We start from the raw sequence: 16,222 nt of genomic DNA, 5'->3' as shown, positions 1-16,222 counted from the left end.
CAGCCCCCAAAAATGTCGTCATTCAACGACCTTTTGGGGCTGCCTTTTAAAAGGGACTTGATGGATTTATGCTAAGTTTTGTGCCTCTTTTTTGTGTAAAAAATGAAAGGATAACCAATACTCCAACAGTAATTACACAAACACTTGATCCAATTAAATTGTTAGGGTTAAGCAAAAACATAATAAAAATGGTACTTAGAGAAATAACAGCGAAAATGGTAGTGTACGGGAACCATTTTACAAGAAATCTCGGTTTTTCGTTATAATATGGGCGGAGTTTTAATTGCGCAAGGCAAATACTAATCCAAATTAACATGATTGTAAATCCGGGGATGGTCATTAGATAACTGATGACCTGGCTGGGTGTTAAATAGGCAAGATAAACCCCCGCTGCAATAAAAACACTTGTAATGGAGATCCCTGCAATAGGAATTCCGTTTGCAGATGTCTTGGCTAACCCTTTCGGTGCTACACCACTTTGAGCCATTGAAAACAGTGTCCTTGAAGTTGCATAAATGCCAGAATTGGCAGCAGACAAAACAGCTGTTAACAATACAAAATTCATGATGTGGGCCGCACCCGGCAGTCCGGCGCTGCTGAATACCTGAACGAAGGGGCTATCCTCGCCAGTTACCTTATTCCAAGGCATAATTCCACAAATAATAAGGATTGGAAAAATGTAAAAAATGATTACACGGAAAATGGCACCTTTAATAATTTGCGGCAGAACACGTTCACTGTCCTTCGTTTCTGTAACAGCAACTCCAATTAGCTCTGCGCCTCCATATGAAAACATAACAACCAAAAAGGCGCTCATGATCCCGCCAATACCATTAGGGAAAAATCCACCGTTTCCTGTATAATTTGATACCGGGTCATGTACGGTGCTTGGAATAAATCCAAATATAAGTAACGCTCCTAAGATAATAAAAGCCACTAAGGCAAGGATTTTGATTCCGGCAAACCAAAATTCAAGTTCACCATAATATTTTACTTGAAAAAGATTGATCCCAACTATTACCGCTGCGCATATAAAACTTAGTAGCCATAGCGGGGCAGTCGGAAACCAAAATTGCAAGAAGCTTCCTGCTGCCAGCAATTCAACGATGGTCACAAGAATCCAGTTAATCCAATAAAGCCAGCCGACAATAAATGAAAAGCGGAATCCAAAGGCTTTATGGACAAGATGCTGGACATTGTGATTGGGGTTTGCCAGCGCCATTTCCCCCAAAGCCGCCATAACGATAAATAATAGCATCCCGCCTATTAAATAGGTGATCACAACACTCGGACCGGCAATATGCAAAGTATCAGAGCTTCCTTTAAAAATACCCGTTCCAATCATTCCTGCTAATGCCATAAACTGTACATGCCTCGGCAGCAGCCCTTTTTTTAAATCCTGTTGACTTTTTTTTAACATAATCAGACCCACTTTTTCTTTTTTACTTAAACGCTTTTAAGTGCTAAAGTATTTTATACTAATATACCATTTTTTCTTCGTTTGTCAAAGAAAATATTATACTAGGAATATTAATGTGCAACGATTCTAAGCCGATTATGTTCATTTACTCTAATATCCCATGAGGAATGTGAAAGATGAAATTTTTCATTAATAGATTTCCGGTTTTTTCTCATCCACCTGACGGCAAATTGGTTTGCGTCTTTTTCAACCCATTGTAGGGTCCTGAATTTAATGAATATGAGTGAAACTGCTGTTTGTTAAGGGAAAACTGCTGATGGTGACGGATTTCATGAAATAAACAATAGGCGCCATGGAGTTTGACTAAATGCTTATCTTTATAAGGTAAATTAAAAAGGTAAAGGAATATTATATTATGTTTAAAGTTAAAGGTTGAAAAAACACAGTTTTGAATAATAGATTTTAATAGACTGTAGCGTTCAAACAGGCTGGCGTGAGCACCTATTAATGAAACTACAGATTGTCAATCCTCGAAAAGATAAATATCAGGAAGAGGTTCTAAATTATTTGGCAATAGATTAAGAAGGAATTTCATATCTCCATCAGTCAGAATAGAAGAGTCGCTATAAATAGTCATGATAAATTCCGCCTTTTAGAGTGTTGCCAAAAAGGGTGATTACCTTGTTAAACAAAACAAAACAGCACAGGTAATTTTTCCCTGTACTGTTTTTATGTTCAAATGAAATTTTAGTTGATAATTTAAGATGACATCTTCACTTTCTTTTCTGTTGTTGTCCATTTTCCGCGGCTTGGGCTGATTACCAAGTCATTGTAGGCTAAGACATTTAAATCTCGTTGTATGGTGCGAGGAGTGATACCAAATTCCTCTACAAGTTCCTGCGTTGTTACAGTGCCGTTATTGCGGATAAACATGTAGATACATTTGATGCGGTTTAACATCCGGTTAGTTGAAGGTTTCAAAGAACCACTCCCTATCCTTTTTTCAAACCTATGGCTTAATCCCTCTACCGACAGCCTCTTTGAAGAAGATTCTTCAACATATGTAGTTTTCTTTTCCGCGCAGACATCTCCTTTTTTGGAATCATTGAAGTGGTACTTAGATGTCATACATCTAACCATATTGTACCCATAATTTCAGAAAATTTCTACCACAATAGTAAAGTTTACGTAAAAATGCTTACAAGGTTTCAAATTTTTGAGATTTTCTGCCTCCTTTTTTAGCTAATAGGAAAGCATAAATTTTTCAAATTAATACTTTCCTAACGCATAAATTCAACTACGCCTCTGACTTCGTCCTATTGGACTCGTCAATCGACGAGTTTTCATTTATTTTCATACTATAAGTTATGGGGCTACATGTTAGGATTATGATAATTTTTTGAATTTTTTGTAAAAACATCTCAATTATAACTCAAGGAAAAAAGACGAATAGGCTGTCCAGAACTTCGTTTTTCACGAAAATATTGGTAAGATATTTTCAGGAAGATTTTCTTAGGAGAGAAAACACTAGTAAAATAGTATAAAAAGGAGTATTGGACATGACTTATGCAATTTTAAATGGTACGCTGATAGACCGGTCAGAAGCTATGGTCGACATTGAAGACCGCGGCTATCAATTTGGTGATGGAGTATATGAGGTCATTCGCGTCTATAACGGAAAAATGTTTACCATTAAGGAGCATTTGGATCGCTTTGTAAAAAGTTCAGAAAGTATTGGCATAACGCTACCATACTCTACAGAACAATTATCAGAAATGCTGGAGGAATTGGTTGGAAAGAATAAGCTGCATACCGGCATCGTTTATATGCAGGTTACTAGGGGGGTTGCGCCTCGTAATCATTCTTTTCCGGCAAAAGAAGTGGTACCGGCCCTGACTGCCTATACGAAGGAGCTTCCAAGGCCGGCTGAGAATTTGAAAAATGGTGTGAAAACGATACTTACAGAGGATATCCGCTGGCTTCGCTGTGACATAAAAAGCTTAAATTTGCTCGGCAGTATCCTTGCCAAACAACAGGCCGCTGAGAAGGGCTGCTTTGAAGCAATCCTGCATCGCGGACAGGATGTGACTGAAGGAAGCTCTACTAATATTTTTATTGTGAAAAATGGCGTGGTCATCACGCATCAATCGGATAACTTGATTTTAAAAGGGATTACCAAGGACGTTGTTTTGCAGGTCTGTGCTGCCAACAATATCCCGGTTGAGGAACGGACATTTACGCTGGATGAATTGGCTGCTGCTGATGAAGTGTTCTTATCAAGTACAACAGGTGAGGTTATGCCAATCATTGAAGTTGGGGGCAAAAAGGTTGGAAACGGGGTTCCCGGCCCGTTAACAAGCAGATTACAGGAACTATTTACTCAAGAAATTGAAAAACAATGCGGATCGTTATAAGGGAAAAGACGTGGATTAGGGTCCACGTCTTTTTAAAGTCAGAGAAAAATGGGCTTTCGAGAGTAAATTTTATTTATCCGAGAGTAAACCGGGCGTATCCGAGAGTAAATCAGGATTATGCGAGAGTAAACCGGGCGTATCCGAGAGTAAACCAGGCTTATCCGAGAGTAATCCGAGCTTATCCGAGAGTAAATCAAACTTATCCGAGAGTAAACCAAACTTATCCGAGAGTAAACCAGGTAGTCCAATCATGAGGCCCTATGGATTAAAACTGAAACAAATCACTCGATAAATACCGTTCTCCTGTATCACAGGCGATGCAGATAACGATTTCATCAGGAGATAAACGCTTGGCAACCTGTAACGCGGCAAAGCAGGCTCCGCCTGATGACGGGCCGACGAGTATTCCTTCCTCCGTCGCTAATCTCCGCGCAATATCGTAGGCATCTTCATCGCTAATTTGATGAATTTCATCATAAACATCTTGGTTCAGAATTTCCGGAATAAATCCCGGGCTTGTTCCGACAAGCTTGTGCTTTCCGGGTTTGCCCCCTGATAAAACAGGCGATCCCTTTGGTTCGACGACGTGGACGGTTATATTCGCAAAATGCTCCTTTAACACTTCACCAGTCCCGGTAATCGTACCACCTGTTCCCGCTGTTGCAACAAACGCTCCAAGCGGCTTGCCAATTTCTTTAACAGCCTCGATAATCTCCAAAGCCGTGGAAGTCCGATGTGCATTGGGATTTGCTTCATTTTCAAACTGCATTGGAATAAAACTGTTTGGTATTTCAGCGGCAAGTTCCTGCGCCTTCCTAATGGCACCTGGCATTTTTTCATCTCCTGGGGTAAGCACAACCTCAGCCCCGTAAGCTTTTAAGATATTAATGCGTTCCTGGGTCATTGTATCAGGCATGATAATAATGGCTTTATATCCGCGTGCCGCTGCATTCATGGCCAGCCCGATTCCTGTGTTGCCGCTTGTCGGCTCAATGATTGTTGCGCCGGGAGTTAACTTTCCTGCCTTCTCTGCTTCTGCAATCATATTAAAAGCAGCTCGGTCCTTTACACTTTTACTTGGATTAAAATACTCCAGCTTCAAATAAACTGAGGCCCCGTCTCTAGGAACAATCCGATTGAGTTTGACTAAAGGTGTTTCTCCAATTAAATTTGCAATATTACTGACAACTTTCACTATAGGGACCATCCTTTCCTTTACTTCTATTTTCTATAATAAATAAAAATAATTTTAATGTAAAAAATATCGGATAATCTTTGTTGCAAAATAGATATAATGAGAAGAAAAAATACTAAAATGGGAATAAAGGAATGAAAAAAGCCGGTGGAACATCAAACTCATTTTTTCTATGCTTTAAGAATTCCTGAAGGAACGAAAGGAATTCTGAAAAATCATATCGAACAATTAAGGACAGCGCTTCCTTTCCAGCGCTGGGTGCACCATCTGGACCTGCACATCACATTGGCGTTCCTTGGGTCTGCTCCAGCCGAAAAGCTTGAAGCTTCCGTAAACAATGTCAAATCAGCCATAAAATCTGAACAAGCATTTACACTTAAAATTAATGATCTGGGGATATTCGGTGCGAAGGATTCCCCGAGAGTGTTTTGGGCGGACACAGAAGAAAGCCCCGAGCTGCAAGCCCTTCGAAAAAAGATATTCCAAGCATGTGAGGAAGCAGGATTTGAGCTCGAAAAAAGGCCGTTTCGCCCACATATTACAATGGCAAGAAAATGGCGTGGAGACGCTCCCTTCCAAAAGGAGCAGCTTACAATTTGGAAAGAGCTTCAGCCCGAATCGCTCCCTTTTCTAGCTGGGGAAGTGGTGTTATATCAAACACATCTTAACCAAACACCGAAATATGAAGCCATTAAACTTTTTCCTTTACAAACATAAAAAAGGTTGGTTATATGAAAGAATTATACTTTGTGATAAATCCTAAAGCCGGCAATGGCCATTGTTATAAAATTTGGAGAAAAATTGAGCTGAATTTGAAGTCAGAGGAAATTTCTTATTTGGCTTTTTTTACGGAGTATTCTGGACATGCTAGAAAACTGGCTGCGCAAATTGCGGCCCAGAATAACCATTCTAAAATCGTCGTTGCCGTCGGAGGTGACGGGACACTTCATGAAGTGGTGAATGGAATCATTAACCATCCAACTATTACGTTAGGATTTATACCGGGTGGATCGGGAAATGATTTTTCAAGAGGATTTCAAATTCCAGCGGACCCAGCTGCCGCCCTAAAAGTGATGCTTCGTCTGATGAAAAGTGATGCTCCATTGATGGATGCCGGGAAAATTACGATGCAGGACAAGTCCGATCAATATTTTATTAATAATATGGGAGCCGGATTTGATGCATTGATAGCATATCAGGTCAATCATTCGCGGGTAAAATCCCTGCTAAACAAATTCTCTTTGGGCCGTCTGGTTTATGTTTACTTTCTTCTGAAAGAACTATTTTGTTATAAAACTTCTACAATTGATTTATCAATTGACGGTAAAGAGCATAAATTTAAACAAACATGGTTTGTGACTGTCTCCAACCAACCTTACTATGGGGGCGGAATGAAAATTGCACCTGCAGCTGAAGCACAGGATGGTTTACTTGATATTACAGTGGTTCATGAGTTATCAAGATTGAAGCTTTTAATTGTTTTTATCAGTGTTTTTTGGGGGAAGCATATTTATTTCAAAGAGGTAAAATCATTTCAAGGAAGAGCAATAACAATCCGTTCAGATGTGAAACTCTATGTTCATGGAGACGGGGAGCATGTTGGACATATTCCATTAAAGGCAGAGATTATTCCAAAAGCGTTACAAGTGTTAACGCGAATGCGCTATAAGGACGAAGTTGATTTGAAAGAGAGGGACTCGAATGGAATCCACTAAAAGGATCTTTCAGGCCTATTTGGATGAAATGACCATTATTACGATACTTCTTCCCCTTTCCTACCACAATGGCCAGTCATCTTCATTTTCTTTAATCTGCGGTGCGGAAAAGAGTCCTTTGAACATCATCGATAAAATTCCTATAGAAAATTATCTGAAATACATTTGCCGGTTAGCTGATGAGATTTGTTTTGGCAAAGAATATGTGATTGCTGATGACCATGGCGGCAGGACGGATCTTCAAATAGGGGCAGTTATTAGGACAGAAGCTTTTGATAATAAGTTTTTTTATGAAGGAAATGACTTGGGAGTTACGTATCAACGTGATAGGGCCCAAATTAAATTATGGGCTCCGACTGCCACGCAAGTGAAATTAAAATTGCGCCACCCCGCCACCCAGTATGCGGAAATCATAAAAATGAAGCTTGGGGATCGAGGCGTATGGTGTTTAGATATTAATCGCGACTTGGAATTGTATCAATATAGCTTCCTGGTACAGGTTAACAAAACATGGCGGGAAGCAGTGGATCCGTATGCCAAGGCGGTATCAGCCAATGGGGAGCATGGAGTTATTGTTAGTTTAGAGAAAACAGCACGGCCAAAGGTAGAACAGCCGCCGATGACCAGTCCAGTAGAGGCAATCATTTATGAAGCCCATATCCGCGACTTTACGATTCATCCGGAAAGCGGTGTGAAAAATAAAGGACTATATCTTGGTGCTAGTGAACTAAATACCAAAGGGGTGGATGGAGAACCCACAGGCCTATCCTATGTAAAGGATTTGGGCATTACCCATCTTGAACTCCTTCCTTTCCACGATTTCGCAGGAGTCGATGAATGGAATTCAGACAAAGAGTATAACTGGGGTTATAACCCGCTCCATTTTAATGCTCCGGAAGGCAGCTATTCCACCAATCCCTCTGACCCGTATTCCCGGATATCCGAATTAAAAGATCTAATTGACCAAATTCACCGAGTCGGCCTCAGGGTCATTATGGATGTTGTTTATAATCATGTCTATATCCGTGAAGAATCCTCTTTTGAAAAAATTGTTCCCGGTTACTACTTCCGGCATAACGAAATAGGCCTTCCTGCCAATGGAACAGGCGTGGGAAATGACATTGCCTCAGAGAGGAAAATGGTCCGAAAATTTATTGTTGACTCCATCCGCTACTGGCTGGAGGAATATCATGTTGACGGTTTCCGGTTTGATTTAATGGGAATCCTGGATATTGAAACAATGAACGCGGTCAGAAAGGTATGTGATAGCCTAGAAAAGGGTATTATCATCCTCGGTGAGGGCTGGAACTTAAATACACCGCTTCCTTTTCAGAAAAAGGCAATTATCGCCAATCAGGCAAAGCTGCCCGATATTGCCCAGTTTAATGACCAGTTTCGCGATACCATCAAAGGGAGTACCTTTAATATATTGGATAAAGGATATGCTTTAGGGAATAAGCAATATCTCGAGGCGGCCTTTGAAATGATTACTGGAAGTATTGGGTTTAGGGCCAAAGGGGCAGGAATCTTTAATGAACCAGTCCAATCCATCAATTATGTGGAATGCCATGATAATCATACCCTATGGGATAAGCTGCAATCTTGTCTGCCGGATGTCGATGATGCCGTAAGAATGAGGTATCATCGTCTTGCTACAGGGATCGTTCTTCTCGCGCAGGGAATTCCTTTCCTTCACAGCGGGCAGGAATTTTTTCGAACAAAACAAGGTGAAGGTAACAGCTACCGATCTCCAGATCCCATAAACCAACTGGATTGGAATCGCAAAAGTCAATTTAAAGAAAATGGAGATTATATAAAAGGGCTTATTCAAATCAGAAAAGAATACCCTTGTTTCCGGTTAAGAACCGCAGCAGAAATTCGCAATCAAGTAAGCAGGTTGCCACTTCCATCGCCAATTTTGGGATGCTCTTTTCAACAGGGAGATTCTGTTGTTATTCTAATCACTAATCCTTCGTTAACTTCTCATAAGGTTAATATTCCAAACGGAGAATGGAGCGCTTTAGTCGACAGAGATTCTGCCTGTGTTAATGCAAAAAAAGTCTTTCGAGGTGCAGAAATTCAGGTAGAACCTATATCGTTAAATGTTTTAGTGAAAAAATAGTTTCCCAGGATTACTTGACGAAAAATAGCAATAGGAGATAAAATTTATTAAGATGGCTATTGTATGCTATTATTCAATAGCTTTTTTTTATTAATAAAACAATTCGTAAAACCTTCGCACGTCTTGGTTTTACTTCTGATTTAGATGAGGGCCCCATCCTCAAGAACGGCATAAGTTGAAGGTGAACAGTTTTGGAACATATATTAGGACAAGAGTGGGAAATTATTCCTGCCGGCGGGGCCACCGGAGAGGCCTTTTATGCGAGGCATGAAGACCAACGGCTTTTTTTGAAGCGAAATTCGTCTCCATTCCTTGCAGTACTTTCGGCAGAGGGAATTGTCCCAAAGCTTGTTTGGACAAAACGATTGGAAAATGGAGATGTCATTACAGCCCAGCAATGGCTTGAAGGCAGGGAACTGAAATCGACGGAAATGAATCAAGAGGTTGTGGCGAAACTTCTAAAGAAAATTCATCGTTCTGAGCCCATGCTTGGAATGCTGAGCAGACTGGAAAAATCACCATTGCAGCCTGAAACAATCTTTCAATCGGTGGTCTCGGGACTGGATGAAGAGCTATTTATCCTTCCGGAAGTTAAAGAAACACTAAGCTTTTTAAAAAAAGAAGCGAAGAACGTTTATTGTGAGGAAAAGGTCGTTTGCCACGGTGACGTCAATCATAATAACTGGCTTTGGACTGATGACAATCAGTTGTACCTCATTGATTGGGATGGGGCGATGATTGCGGACCCTGCCATTGACTTAGGAATGCTCCTTTATTGGTACATTCCTGAAGAAAATTGGCAGGATTGGCTGAAAATGTACGGGGAAAACTTAACCGACGATTTGAAACTTAGAATGCAATGGTATGTGGCATTGCAGACCCTATCTTCGATCCAATTTTATAAAAATAAACATCGTATGGATGAGATGAATAAGTGGATTCAATTCTTAAGGGATATACTTTAAGAAAATTGCCCAATATCATCTACCCATTGTGACAGGTTTTCTTGATGGGCTGTAATATGCCCGTCTAAATCTGCGGTTTGCGCTCCCGCCTGGCTGTAATGGTAAACTTCCTGTAAGATAGATTTGACATTTTGATCAACCTGATTGTTTACCATCAAGGATTTGATTAATCGTTCCAATTGTTCACATTCGGCAACGGACCCGCAGCAATCTGTCTGATGATTGCTTAATATATCTTTAAGCAAGGTTACTTGGTCATGATGACTTAATGGCATAAAAAGCACACCCTTTCAAGTGGGAATGAAAAAAGAATTCACAGTTAGGTTGTGAATTCTTTTTTTATTTATTCACACCAGCATCACGGTTTTACTTGCAAGACAAAAATGAGCATGCTATGTATTAAACGATAATATTTTTTAGGAGTGGCAAATAAATGAGACTCAGAAATAAACCTTGGGCAAAGGATAAAATAGAGGAGTATCCGCAATATGCAGTCCCAAATCCGGAATTAAACAAAGGAAAATGGGATGAAGTGTTTGGAAATAACAACCCGCTTCATATAGAAGTTGGCACTGGCAAAGGGCGGTTCATAACTGAAATGGCCAAAGCCCATCCGGACATTAATTATATGGGAATTGAGCTATATGACAGCGTCATTGTGGCGGCTTTGGATCGCTTGATTGAAGCGGAATTGCCTAATGTAAAGCTTCTTAATGTCAATGCCGCAGAATTAGAAAAATACTTCGCCAAGAATGATGTGGATCGGGTTTATTTGAATTTCTCCGACCCATGGCCAAAGACCCGTCATGAAAAAAGAAGATTAACCTACAAGGATTTTCTTAAATCCTATGAGAATATCCTCGTCGATGGTGGAGAGATTCATTTCAAAACGGATAATCAAGGTCTGTTTGAGTATTCCTTAATGAGTTTTTCTGAATATGGTTTGTTATTAAAGTTCCTTAGCCTTGACCTTCACAAAAGTGATTTTGAAGGAAATATCATGACCGAGTATGAACAGAAATTTTCCGAAAAGGGCAATCGGATTTACCGTTGTGAAGTGAAATATACTAACGATTCCAAGGGGCAGTCTTAAAAAGACTGTCCTCTTTTACGCTAATAGGAAAGAATAAATTTTTTCAAATTTATACTTTCCTAACGCATAAATTCAACTACGCCTCTGTCTTCGTCCTAACGGACTCGCCAATCGGCGAGTTTTCATTTATTTTCATACAATTCCGGTAATGGTAAACTATAGAAAAGGGAAGGAGAGGAAACATGCAATCATTAAAAATTGGTACTGTTACTTTGACTTGGGTTTCAGGCGGGGTTACGAATTTGGATGGGGGGGCCATGTTTGGTGTGGTCCCAAAACCGTTATGGTCAAGAAAATACCCGGCGAATGAGAATAACCAAATTGAATTGCCAACAGATCCAATCTTAATTCAATTTGATGGAAAAAATCTGCTGGTGGAGTCGGGGCTTGGCAGCGGCAAGTTGACTGAAAAGCAATTAAGGAACTTTGGCGTCACAAAGGAATCCGAACTTGATGCCTCTTTAGAAAAAATAGGCCTAACTCCGAAAGACATCGATTATGTGTTAATGACCCATCTTCACTTTGATCATGCTGGCGGATTGACTAAACTTGTGAACGGGGAGTACGTATCAACATTCCCGAATGCCCAGATTATTGCATCGAAGATAGAATGGGATGAAATGAGACAACCCAATATTCGTTCAAAAAATACATACTGGAAGGAAAATTGGGAGGCGGTGCAAACGCAGGTTGTTACCTTTGAGGAGACGTGGAGCTTTGGCCCGATTCAAATGTTTCACACCGGAGGGCACAGCAATGGGCATTCGATCCTTATAATTGAGGATGGAGGCGAAACAGCCATTCACATGGCTGACTTAATGGCTACCCACGCCCATCAAAATGCTCTATGGGTAATGGCCTATGATGACTATCCAATGGACTCCATCCGGGCGAAGGAAAAATGGCTTCCATATGCACTCGAGAAAAATGCCTGGTTTACCTTTTACCATGATGCCTTTTACCGGGCTGTTAAGTGGGGACCTGATCATAAAATAGCGGAAAGCATTAAAAGGGAAGTTTAAAGCCTAATGAAAAATAGCCGTATCATTATGATGCGGCTATTTTTCATTAAGACACCAAGTTCTCAGATAGCTTGCGGATATCCAAAATCGTTCCGGTTAAGGCATCGGCAATAAATTCATATTGTTCATTGTTTCCATCATTATTTTTTGAAATACCGCCCTTATAGACCTGATATTGCACCTGATGCTGTTCATAAGGCTCCACTTTCATATGTATCCACGACCCATTGATTGGTCCGTTTTGTTTAAATTGTGCTTTTACATGCTCTAATACCTTTTCCGGTGAAACTTTTGTTTTTTGTGAAATAATCTGTTTCGCCGCATATCCCCCAACGATACCTACCGATACTCCGATTAAAAAAGACTTCCAGTTCACTACAAAGCCCCCTTTTCTTCAAAAAAATGCCAGAATTTTTTCTCCTTTCAGTATATCGCATTTTAAAATAAGAAGATAATAATACCTATAGAAAATGAAATATTGGAAAGCTGTTTATAACTTCTGTAAAATAAAAATGATACATAGTATGAGATAAAAAGACTAAAGGAGTTTTCTACATATGAATGAACAAACCTTGAAGCTTTTTCAAACCTTAACCGAGCTGCCTGGAGCGCCAGGCAATGAACATTTAGTCCGCAAATTTATGAAAGAACAGCTTTCGCAATATGCCGATGAAATAGTTCAGGATAAGCTTGGCAGTGTTTTCGGCGTGAAAAGAGGGAATGAAGCCGGCCCGACAATAATGGTAGCAGGGCATATGGATGAAGTTGGTTTTATGGTTACGGCAATCACCGAGAATGGAATGATCCGTTTCCAGACGCTTGGCGGTTGGTGGAGCCAGGTACTTCTTGCCCAGCGCGTCCAAGTCATGACAAAAAACGGCCCGGTCATCGGTGTTGTAGGATCCATCCCGCCGCATCTGTTGGATGAATCAAAGAAAAACAAACCGATGGAAATTAAGAATATGCTGATTGATATTGGGGCGGATAACCGTGAAGACGCTGAAAGAATCGGCATTAAGCCAGGTCAGGCTATCCTGCCGATTTGCCCGTTCACTCCTATGGCAAATGAAAAGAAAATTTTAGCGAAGGCATGGGACAACCGCTATGGCTGCGGTTTGGCGATTGAACTGCTTCAGGAGCTAAAAGATGAAACATTGCCTAATATTCTTTATTCGGGGGCAACGGTTCAAGAGGAAGTAGGCCTGCGCGGTGCTCAGACTGCCTCTAACATGATTAAGCCGGATCTCTTCTTTGCGCTTGATGCCAGCCCGGCCAATGATATGACTGGCGATAAAAATGAATTTGGTCAATTGGGCAAGGGAACATTATTGCGTATCCTTGATAAGTCAATGGTAACACACCGCGGGATGAGGGAATTTGTTCTCGATATGGCCGAGACGCACAAGATTCCGTATCAATACTTTGTTTCACAAGGTGGAACAGATGCCGGCCGTGTTCACCTGTCAAATGAAGGGGTACCAAGCGCTGTTATCGGAATTTGCTCCCGTTACATCCATACCCACGCCTCCATCGTTCATGTCGATGATTACGCAGCGGCTAAGGAATTATTGGTTAAGCTAGTAAAGGCATGTGACAAAACAACTGTGGAAACAATTAAATCAAACAGCTAATTTAGCGGGGGCGTGATGTCACATCATGCCTCCTTTGCTGTATTTCTAAAAAGGAGAAACGAGCATGAAAATTATTATTGGATCAAAAAATCCTACCAAAATTACGGCGGTCAAAAATAGCTTCCAACACCTGGAGGCAGAATTTATATCCTTAGACGTACAATCAGGGGTTAGCGAGCAGCCCTTCTCAGACGAAGAAACAATAAAAGGGGCGATCAACAGGGCAAAAGGCGCGCTTGAACAAGGAAATGGAGATATCGGCATCGGACTTGAGGGAGGCGTCCATGAAACTAGTCACGGACTGTTGCTTTGCAATTGGGGAGCGCTTGCCACCCTCGATATGGAGCCGATTGTAGCTGGCGGCGCAAGATTTTTACTGCCTGAGGAAGTGGCGGTAAGATTAAGGGCTGGTGAAGAGCTTGGCCCGGTTATGGAGGATTACGCGAAAAAGAAAAACGTCAGCAAGCAGGAAGGTGCTGTCGGGGTCTTTACGAATGGAATGGTCAATCGGGCCGAGATGTTTACGCATGTTATGAAGCTTTTAGTAGGGCGATTTACCTATCAGCAAAAATTAAAAGTAAAATAAGGTATATTTTTCGACACTATTTTTCGACAAAGTCTTGTCATTTGAATATTCTGGCAGTTATTATGGAGATAGAATATTGTTTTTATAAGGGGGAGAGCAGTCTGAGACTCTTTAAAATCATAACGATCTTCATAATATCGCTGGGATTATTAACTGCATGTGGAAATGCATCATATAAAAAGGAAAGTAAAGCAACTATTAAAATTGTGAATACAACGTTTCATGAGAAGGCAAAAAAGCCTTCGAAAAAAAGTGAAAAAATTCATTTTTACCTTCCGTTCGGATATGAAATTGATGACAGCACACCGAATAATATCATTTTAAAAAATGGCTCGAAAACTTATATTTTGTTTGTGAATCCCCAAGAAGGCCCTTCAAGTGAAGTGGTGTATAAAACGACAGTTGAACAGTATAAAAAACTGGATACAAATGAGAAATTCACAGACGATAAAATGTTCGGTTATTTGACCATTAAAAAGTTAAAAGATGATATGAATGAAATGACCGTTGGTGTAGGCGGCGCGAAAATAACCACTCAGGTAAAGACTTCAAGCCTTGAAGAAGAAGCGAAAGCAATGACGCAAATAGTCCATTCGGTTACATACAAATAAAAAAACGAAGGTAATCCCTTCGTTTTTTGTTTGGCATGGTTGGTTAAGATAATAGGGGATGTCCGATTGCATATTATTGGACTGACAAGCGGATGGATTGTTATGATTGAAAAAACATTCTTTCAATACGGGGGTCGTTAATAATGAAACATTTAGAATCCATGGAGCAATTTGAGCAATTGCGTGACCAGGGAAAAACGATTTTTATGTTCTCAGCTAATTGGTGCGGGGACTGCCGGTTTATTGAACCAGTCTTGCCAGAGATTGAGTCCAAATTCACGGAATATACCTTTATCCATGTAGACCGTGATCAATATATAGATTTATGCCAGCAGCTCGATGTTTTCGGGATCCCAAGTTTTATTGCCTTTGAAAACGGTAAAGAACTGGGCCGCTTTGTTAGTAAAGACCGTAAAACACAAGAGGAAATCGAAAAATTTATTACTGGTCTAAAATAAATCAGCACAAGGCTCCATCTCCTTTTGGAGAAGGAGCCTTTTTATCTAAAAAAGAAAACTACTCCTTTTAATATCGGAGGGATATATATGAAAATGGACAGTAAAAAGATGAGGCGAGAACTAGAATCGCGTTTAGATAATGAAGATAGAGTAGTAACCTATGATCGTGATAAAGATCAGCTGCGTATTGAAAGTAAACGAACTGGAAAAGGGATTACGGTTGCTCTAGCCGGGATTGTGGCTAATTGGCACGATGAGAAGGATAAAGCGATTGACGAGGTTGTTTATTATGTGGAAGAAGGGCTTCGGGCCATGGAGGAAACCGTCCAGTTAACCGACCATGAGAAAAAAATCTTCCCGGTTATCCGCTCGACCTCTTTTCCGAAGGAAGCCGAAGAAGGGGTTCCTTTCCTGACTGACGACCATACTGCGGAAACAAAAATCTATTATGCCTATGATATGGGGAAAACCTACCGATTAATTGATTCCCGCATTATGCAAAAAGAAGGATGGGATCCATCACGGATTAAGGAAATTGCCTTATTTAACGCAAGATCGCTTTCCACATCTGTAAAGGAGGATCAGGTCGCTGGAAATATTTTTTATTTCCTTAACACCAATGATGGCTATGATGCAAGCCGGATTTTAAACAAGGGATTCCTGATTGATATGGAAAAACGGATTACCGGGACAATGGTAGTGGCCGTTCCCCATCAGGATGTCTTAATTATCGCGGATATCCGCAATGACAGAGGCTATGATGTGATGGCACAAATGGCGATGAGCTTTTTCGCAAGCGGCAGAGTTCCTATTACCGCCCTATCGTTCTTATACGAAAACGGAGAATTAGAGCCGATTTTTATTTTAGGAAAAAATAAATAAAAGGGTAGGATCACTTGATGAAGGTGATCCTGTTTTTCTGTGTCTCAAGAACGAAATTTCATATATTTTGGCTGTTTCTAAAGAATAGTGTCGAAAAAATAAAAAATG

17 protein-coding genes are annotated in these 16,222 nt (G+C 40.5%); 12 read left to right on the top strand and 5 right to left on the bottom strand.

Annotated elements, in window-relative coordinates; genetic code table 11:
* Positions 1-46: 46 nt before the first annotated feature.
* Entirely contained in the window at positions 47-1,420 is a 1,374-nt protein-coding gene (locus tag KHB02_RS09755; protein WP_213144567.1) for an amino acid permease, read from the bottom strand.
* A gap of 759 nt (positions 1,421-2,179) precedes the next feature.
* Positions 2,180-2,401: a DeoR family transcriptional regulator gene (locus KHB02_RS09750; RefSeq protein WP_173058944.1), complete on the bottom strand. Its 222-nt coding sequence runs from the start codon at positions 2,399-2,401 to the stop codon at positions 2,180-2,182.
* 578 nt (positions 2,402-2,979) lie between these two features.
* On the opposite strand from KHB02_RS09750, the gene dat reads away from it, so the two are divergent.
* On the top strand, positions 2,980-3,834 hold the full coding sequence (dat, locus tag KHB02_RS09745; RefSeq protein WP_213144568.1) for a D-amino-acid transaminase: 855 nt from the start codon (positions 2,980-2,982) through the stop codon (positions 3,832-3,834).
* A 265-nt stretch (positions 3,835-4,099) separates the two neighbouring features.
* On the opposite strand, the gene cysK is transcribed toward dat, so the two are convergent.
* Positions 4,100-5,029, bottom strand: a complete 930-nt coding sequence (gene cysK / locus KHB02_RS09740; RefSeq protein WP_338088276.1) for a cysteine synthase A — start codon at positions 5,027-5,029, stop codon at positions 4,100-4,102.
* Positions 5,030-5,176: 147 nt separating this feature from the next.
* Between cysK and thpR the strand changes: the two genes are divergently transcribed.
* The 4 genes from thpR (at position 5,177) to KHB02_RS09720 (ending at position 9,831) form a co-directional block, all read left to right on the top strand.
* The gene (gene thpR / locus KHB02_RS09735; protein WP_213144569.1) at positions 5,177-5,746 is read left to right on the top strand and encodes an RNA 2',3'-cyclic phosphodiesterase; all 570 of its coding nucleotides are present in this window, start codon (positions 5,177-5,179) and stop codon (positions 5,744-5,746) included.
* A gap of 14 nt (positions 5,747-5,760) precedes the next feature.
* On the top strand, positions 5,761-6,744 hold the full coding sequence (locus tag KHB02_RS09730) for a diacylglycerol/lipid kinase family protein (RefSeq protein ID WP_213144570.1): 984 nt from the start codon (positions 5,761-5,763) through the stop codon (positions 6,742-6,744).
* Positions 6,731-8,866 (top strand): type I pullulanase, encoded by a 2,136-nt coding sequence (gene pulA / locus KHB02_RS09725; protein ID WP_213144571.1) that lies wholly within the window; start codon positions 6,731-6,733, stop codon positions 8,864-8,866. The genes KHB02_RS09730 and pulA overlap by 14 nt, the downstream gene beginning before the upstream one ends.
* A gap of 191 nt (positions 8,867-9,057) precedes the next feature.
* The gene (locus tag KHB02_RS09720) at positions 9,058-9,831 is read left to right on the top strand and encodes a phosphotransferase family protein (RefSeq protein ID WP_213144572.1); all 774 of its coding nucleotides are present in this window, start codon (positions 9,058-9,060) and stop codon (positions 9,829-9,831) included.
* On the opposite strand, the gene KHB02_RS09715 is transcribed toward KHB02_RS09720, so the two are convergent.
* Positions 9,828-10,106 (bottom strand): YtzH-like family protein, encoded by a 279-nt coding sequence (locus KHB02_RS09715; RefSeq protein WP_213144573.1) that lies wholly within the window; start codon positions 10,104-10,106, stop codon positions 9,828-9,830. The two genes, KHB02_RS09720 and KHB02_RS09715, sit on opposite strands and share 4 nt — an antisense overlap.
* A 158-nt stretch (positions 10,107-10,264) precedes the next feature.
* Between KHB02_RS09715 and trmB the strand changes: the two genes are divergently transcribed.
* On the top strand, positions 10,265-10,924 hold the full coding sequence (trmB, locus tag KHB02_RS09710; protein ID WP_213144574.1) for a tRNA (guanosine(46)-N7)-methyltransferase TrmB: 660 nt from the start codon (positions 10,265-10,267) through the stop codon (positions 10,922-10,924).
* A 182-nt stretch (positions 10,925-11,106) separates the two neighbouring features.
* The gene (locus tag KHB02_RS09705) at positions 11,107-11,946 is read left to right on the top strand and encodes a YtnP family quorum-quenching lactonase (protein ID WP_213144575.1); all 840 of its coding nucleotides are present in this window, start codon (positions 11,107-11,109) and stop codon (positions 11,944-11,946) included.
* Positions 11,947-11,992: 46 nt separating this feature from the next.
* On the opposite strand, the gene KHB02_RS09700 is transcribed toward KHB02_RS09705, so the two are convergent.
* Positions 11,993-12,322 carry a PepSY domain-containing protein gene (locus KHB02_RS09700; RefSeq protein ID WP_213144576.1) on the bottom strand — a complete coding sequence of 110 codons (330 nt, stop codon included), beginning with the start codon at positions 12,320-12,322 and terminating at the stop codon, positions 11,993-11,995.
* 181 nt (positions 12,323-12,503) lie between these two features.
* Between KHB02_RS09700 and KHB02_RS09695 the strand changes: the two genes are divergently transcribed.
* The 5 genes from KHB02_RS09695 (at position 12,504) to KHB02_RS09675 (ending at position 16,114) form a co-directional block, all read left to right on the top strand.
* Positions 12,504-13,577, top strand: a complete 1,074-nt coding sequence (locus KHB02_RS09695) for a M42 family metallopeptidase (protein WP_213144577.1) — start codon at positions 12,504-12,506, stop codon at positions 13,575-13,577.
* Positions 13,578-13,641: 64 nt separating this feature from the next.
* Positions 13,642-14,163, top strand: coding sequence for a DUF84 family protein (locus tag KHB02_RS09690; protein ID WP_213144578.1), 522 nt, complete (start codon positions 13,642-13,644; stop codon positions 14,161-14,163).
* Between the two features lie 62 nt (positions 14,164-14,225).
* Positions 14,226-14,774: a hypothetical protein gene (locus tag KHB02_RS09685; RefSeq protein ID WP_213144579.1), complete on the top strand. Its 549-nt coding sequence runs from the start codon at positions 14,226-14,228 to the stop codon at positions 14,772-14,774.
* Between the two features lie 143 nt (positions 14,775-14,917).
* Positions 14,918-15,232, top strand: coding sequence for a thioredoxin family protein (locus KHB02_RS09680; RefSeq protein WP_213119873.1), 315 nt, complete (start codon positions 14,918-14,920; stop codon positions 15,230-15,232).
* Between the two features lie 93 nt (positions 15,233-15,325).
* Entirely contained in the window at positions 15,326-16,114 is a 789-nt protein-coding gene (locus KHB02_RS09675) for a DUF1444 domain-containing protein (RefSeq protein WP_213145270.1), read from the top strand.
* The last annotated feature ends 108 nt before the right edge of the window (positions 16,115-16,222 follow it).

The sequence above is a fragment of the Neobacillus citreus genome (assembly GCF_018343545.2).
Classification (GTDB): Bacteria; Bacillota; Bacilli; order Bacillales; family Cytobacillaceae; genus Neobacillus; species Neobacillus citreus.
This window is presented reverse-complemented; position numbering and strand designations above follow the sequence as displayed.

Excerpts from the sequence above, each read along its gene's own strand:
- KHB02_RS09730 (WP_213144570.1), top strand. The coding sequence starts at position 5,761 with ATGAAAGAATTATACTTTGTGATAAATCCTAAAGCCGGCAATGGCCAT.
- KHB02_RS09705 (WP_213144575.1), top strand. The coding sequence starts at position 11,107 with ATGCAATCATTAAAAATTGGTACTGTTACTTTGACTTGGGTTTCAGGC.
- KHB02_RS09675 (WP_213145270.1), top strand. The coding sequence starts at position 15,326 with ATGGACAGTAAAAAGATGAGGCGAGAACTAGAATCGCGTTTAGATAAT.
- dat (WP_213144568.1), top strand. The coding sequence starts at position 2,980 with ATGACTTATGCAATTTTAAATGGTACGCTGATAGACCGGTCAGAAGCT.
- KHB02_RS09685 (WP_213144579.1), top strand. The coding sequence starts at position 14,226 with ATGGAGATAGAATATTGTTTTTATAAGGGGGAGAGCAGTCTGAGACTC.
- trmB (WP_213144574.1), top strand. The coding sequence starts at position 10,265 with ATGAGACTCAGAAATAAACCTTGGGCAAAGGATAAAATAGAGGAGTAT.
- KHB02_RS09695 (WP_213144577.1), top strand. The coding sequence starts at position 12,504 with ATGAATGAACAAACCTTGAAGCTTTTTCAAACCTTAACCGAGCTGCCT.
- KHB02_RS09690 (WP_213144578.1), top strand. The coding sequence starts at position 13,642 with ATGAAAATTATTATTGGATCAAAAAATCCTACCAAAATTACGGCGGTC.
- pulA (WP_213144571.1), top strand. The coding sequence starts at position 6,731 with ATGGAATCCACTAAAAGGATCTTTCAGGCCTATTTGGATGAAATGACC.
- KHB02_RS09715 (WP_213144573.1), bottom strand. The coding sequence starts at position 10,106 with ATGCCATTAAGTCATCATGACCAAGTAACCTTGCTTAAAGATATATTA.
- KHB02_RS09680 (WP_213119873.1), top strand. The coding sequence starts at position 14,918 with ATGAAACATTTAGAATCCATGGAGCAATTTGAGCAATTGCGTGACCAG.
- KHB02_RS09755 (WP_213144567.1), bottom strand. The coding sequence starts at position 1,420 with ATGTTAAAAAAAAGTCAACAGGATTTAAAAAAAGGGCTGCTGCCGAGG.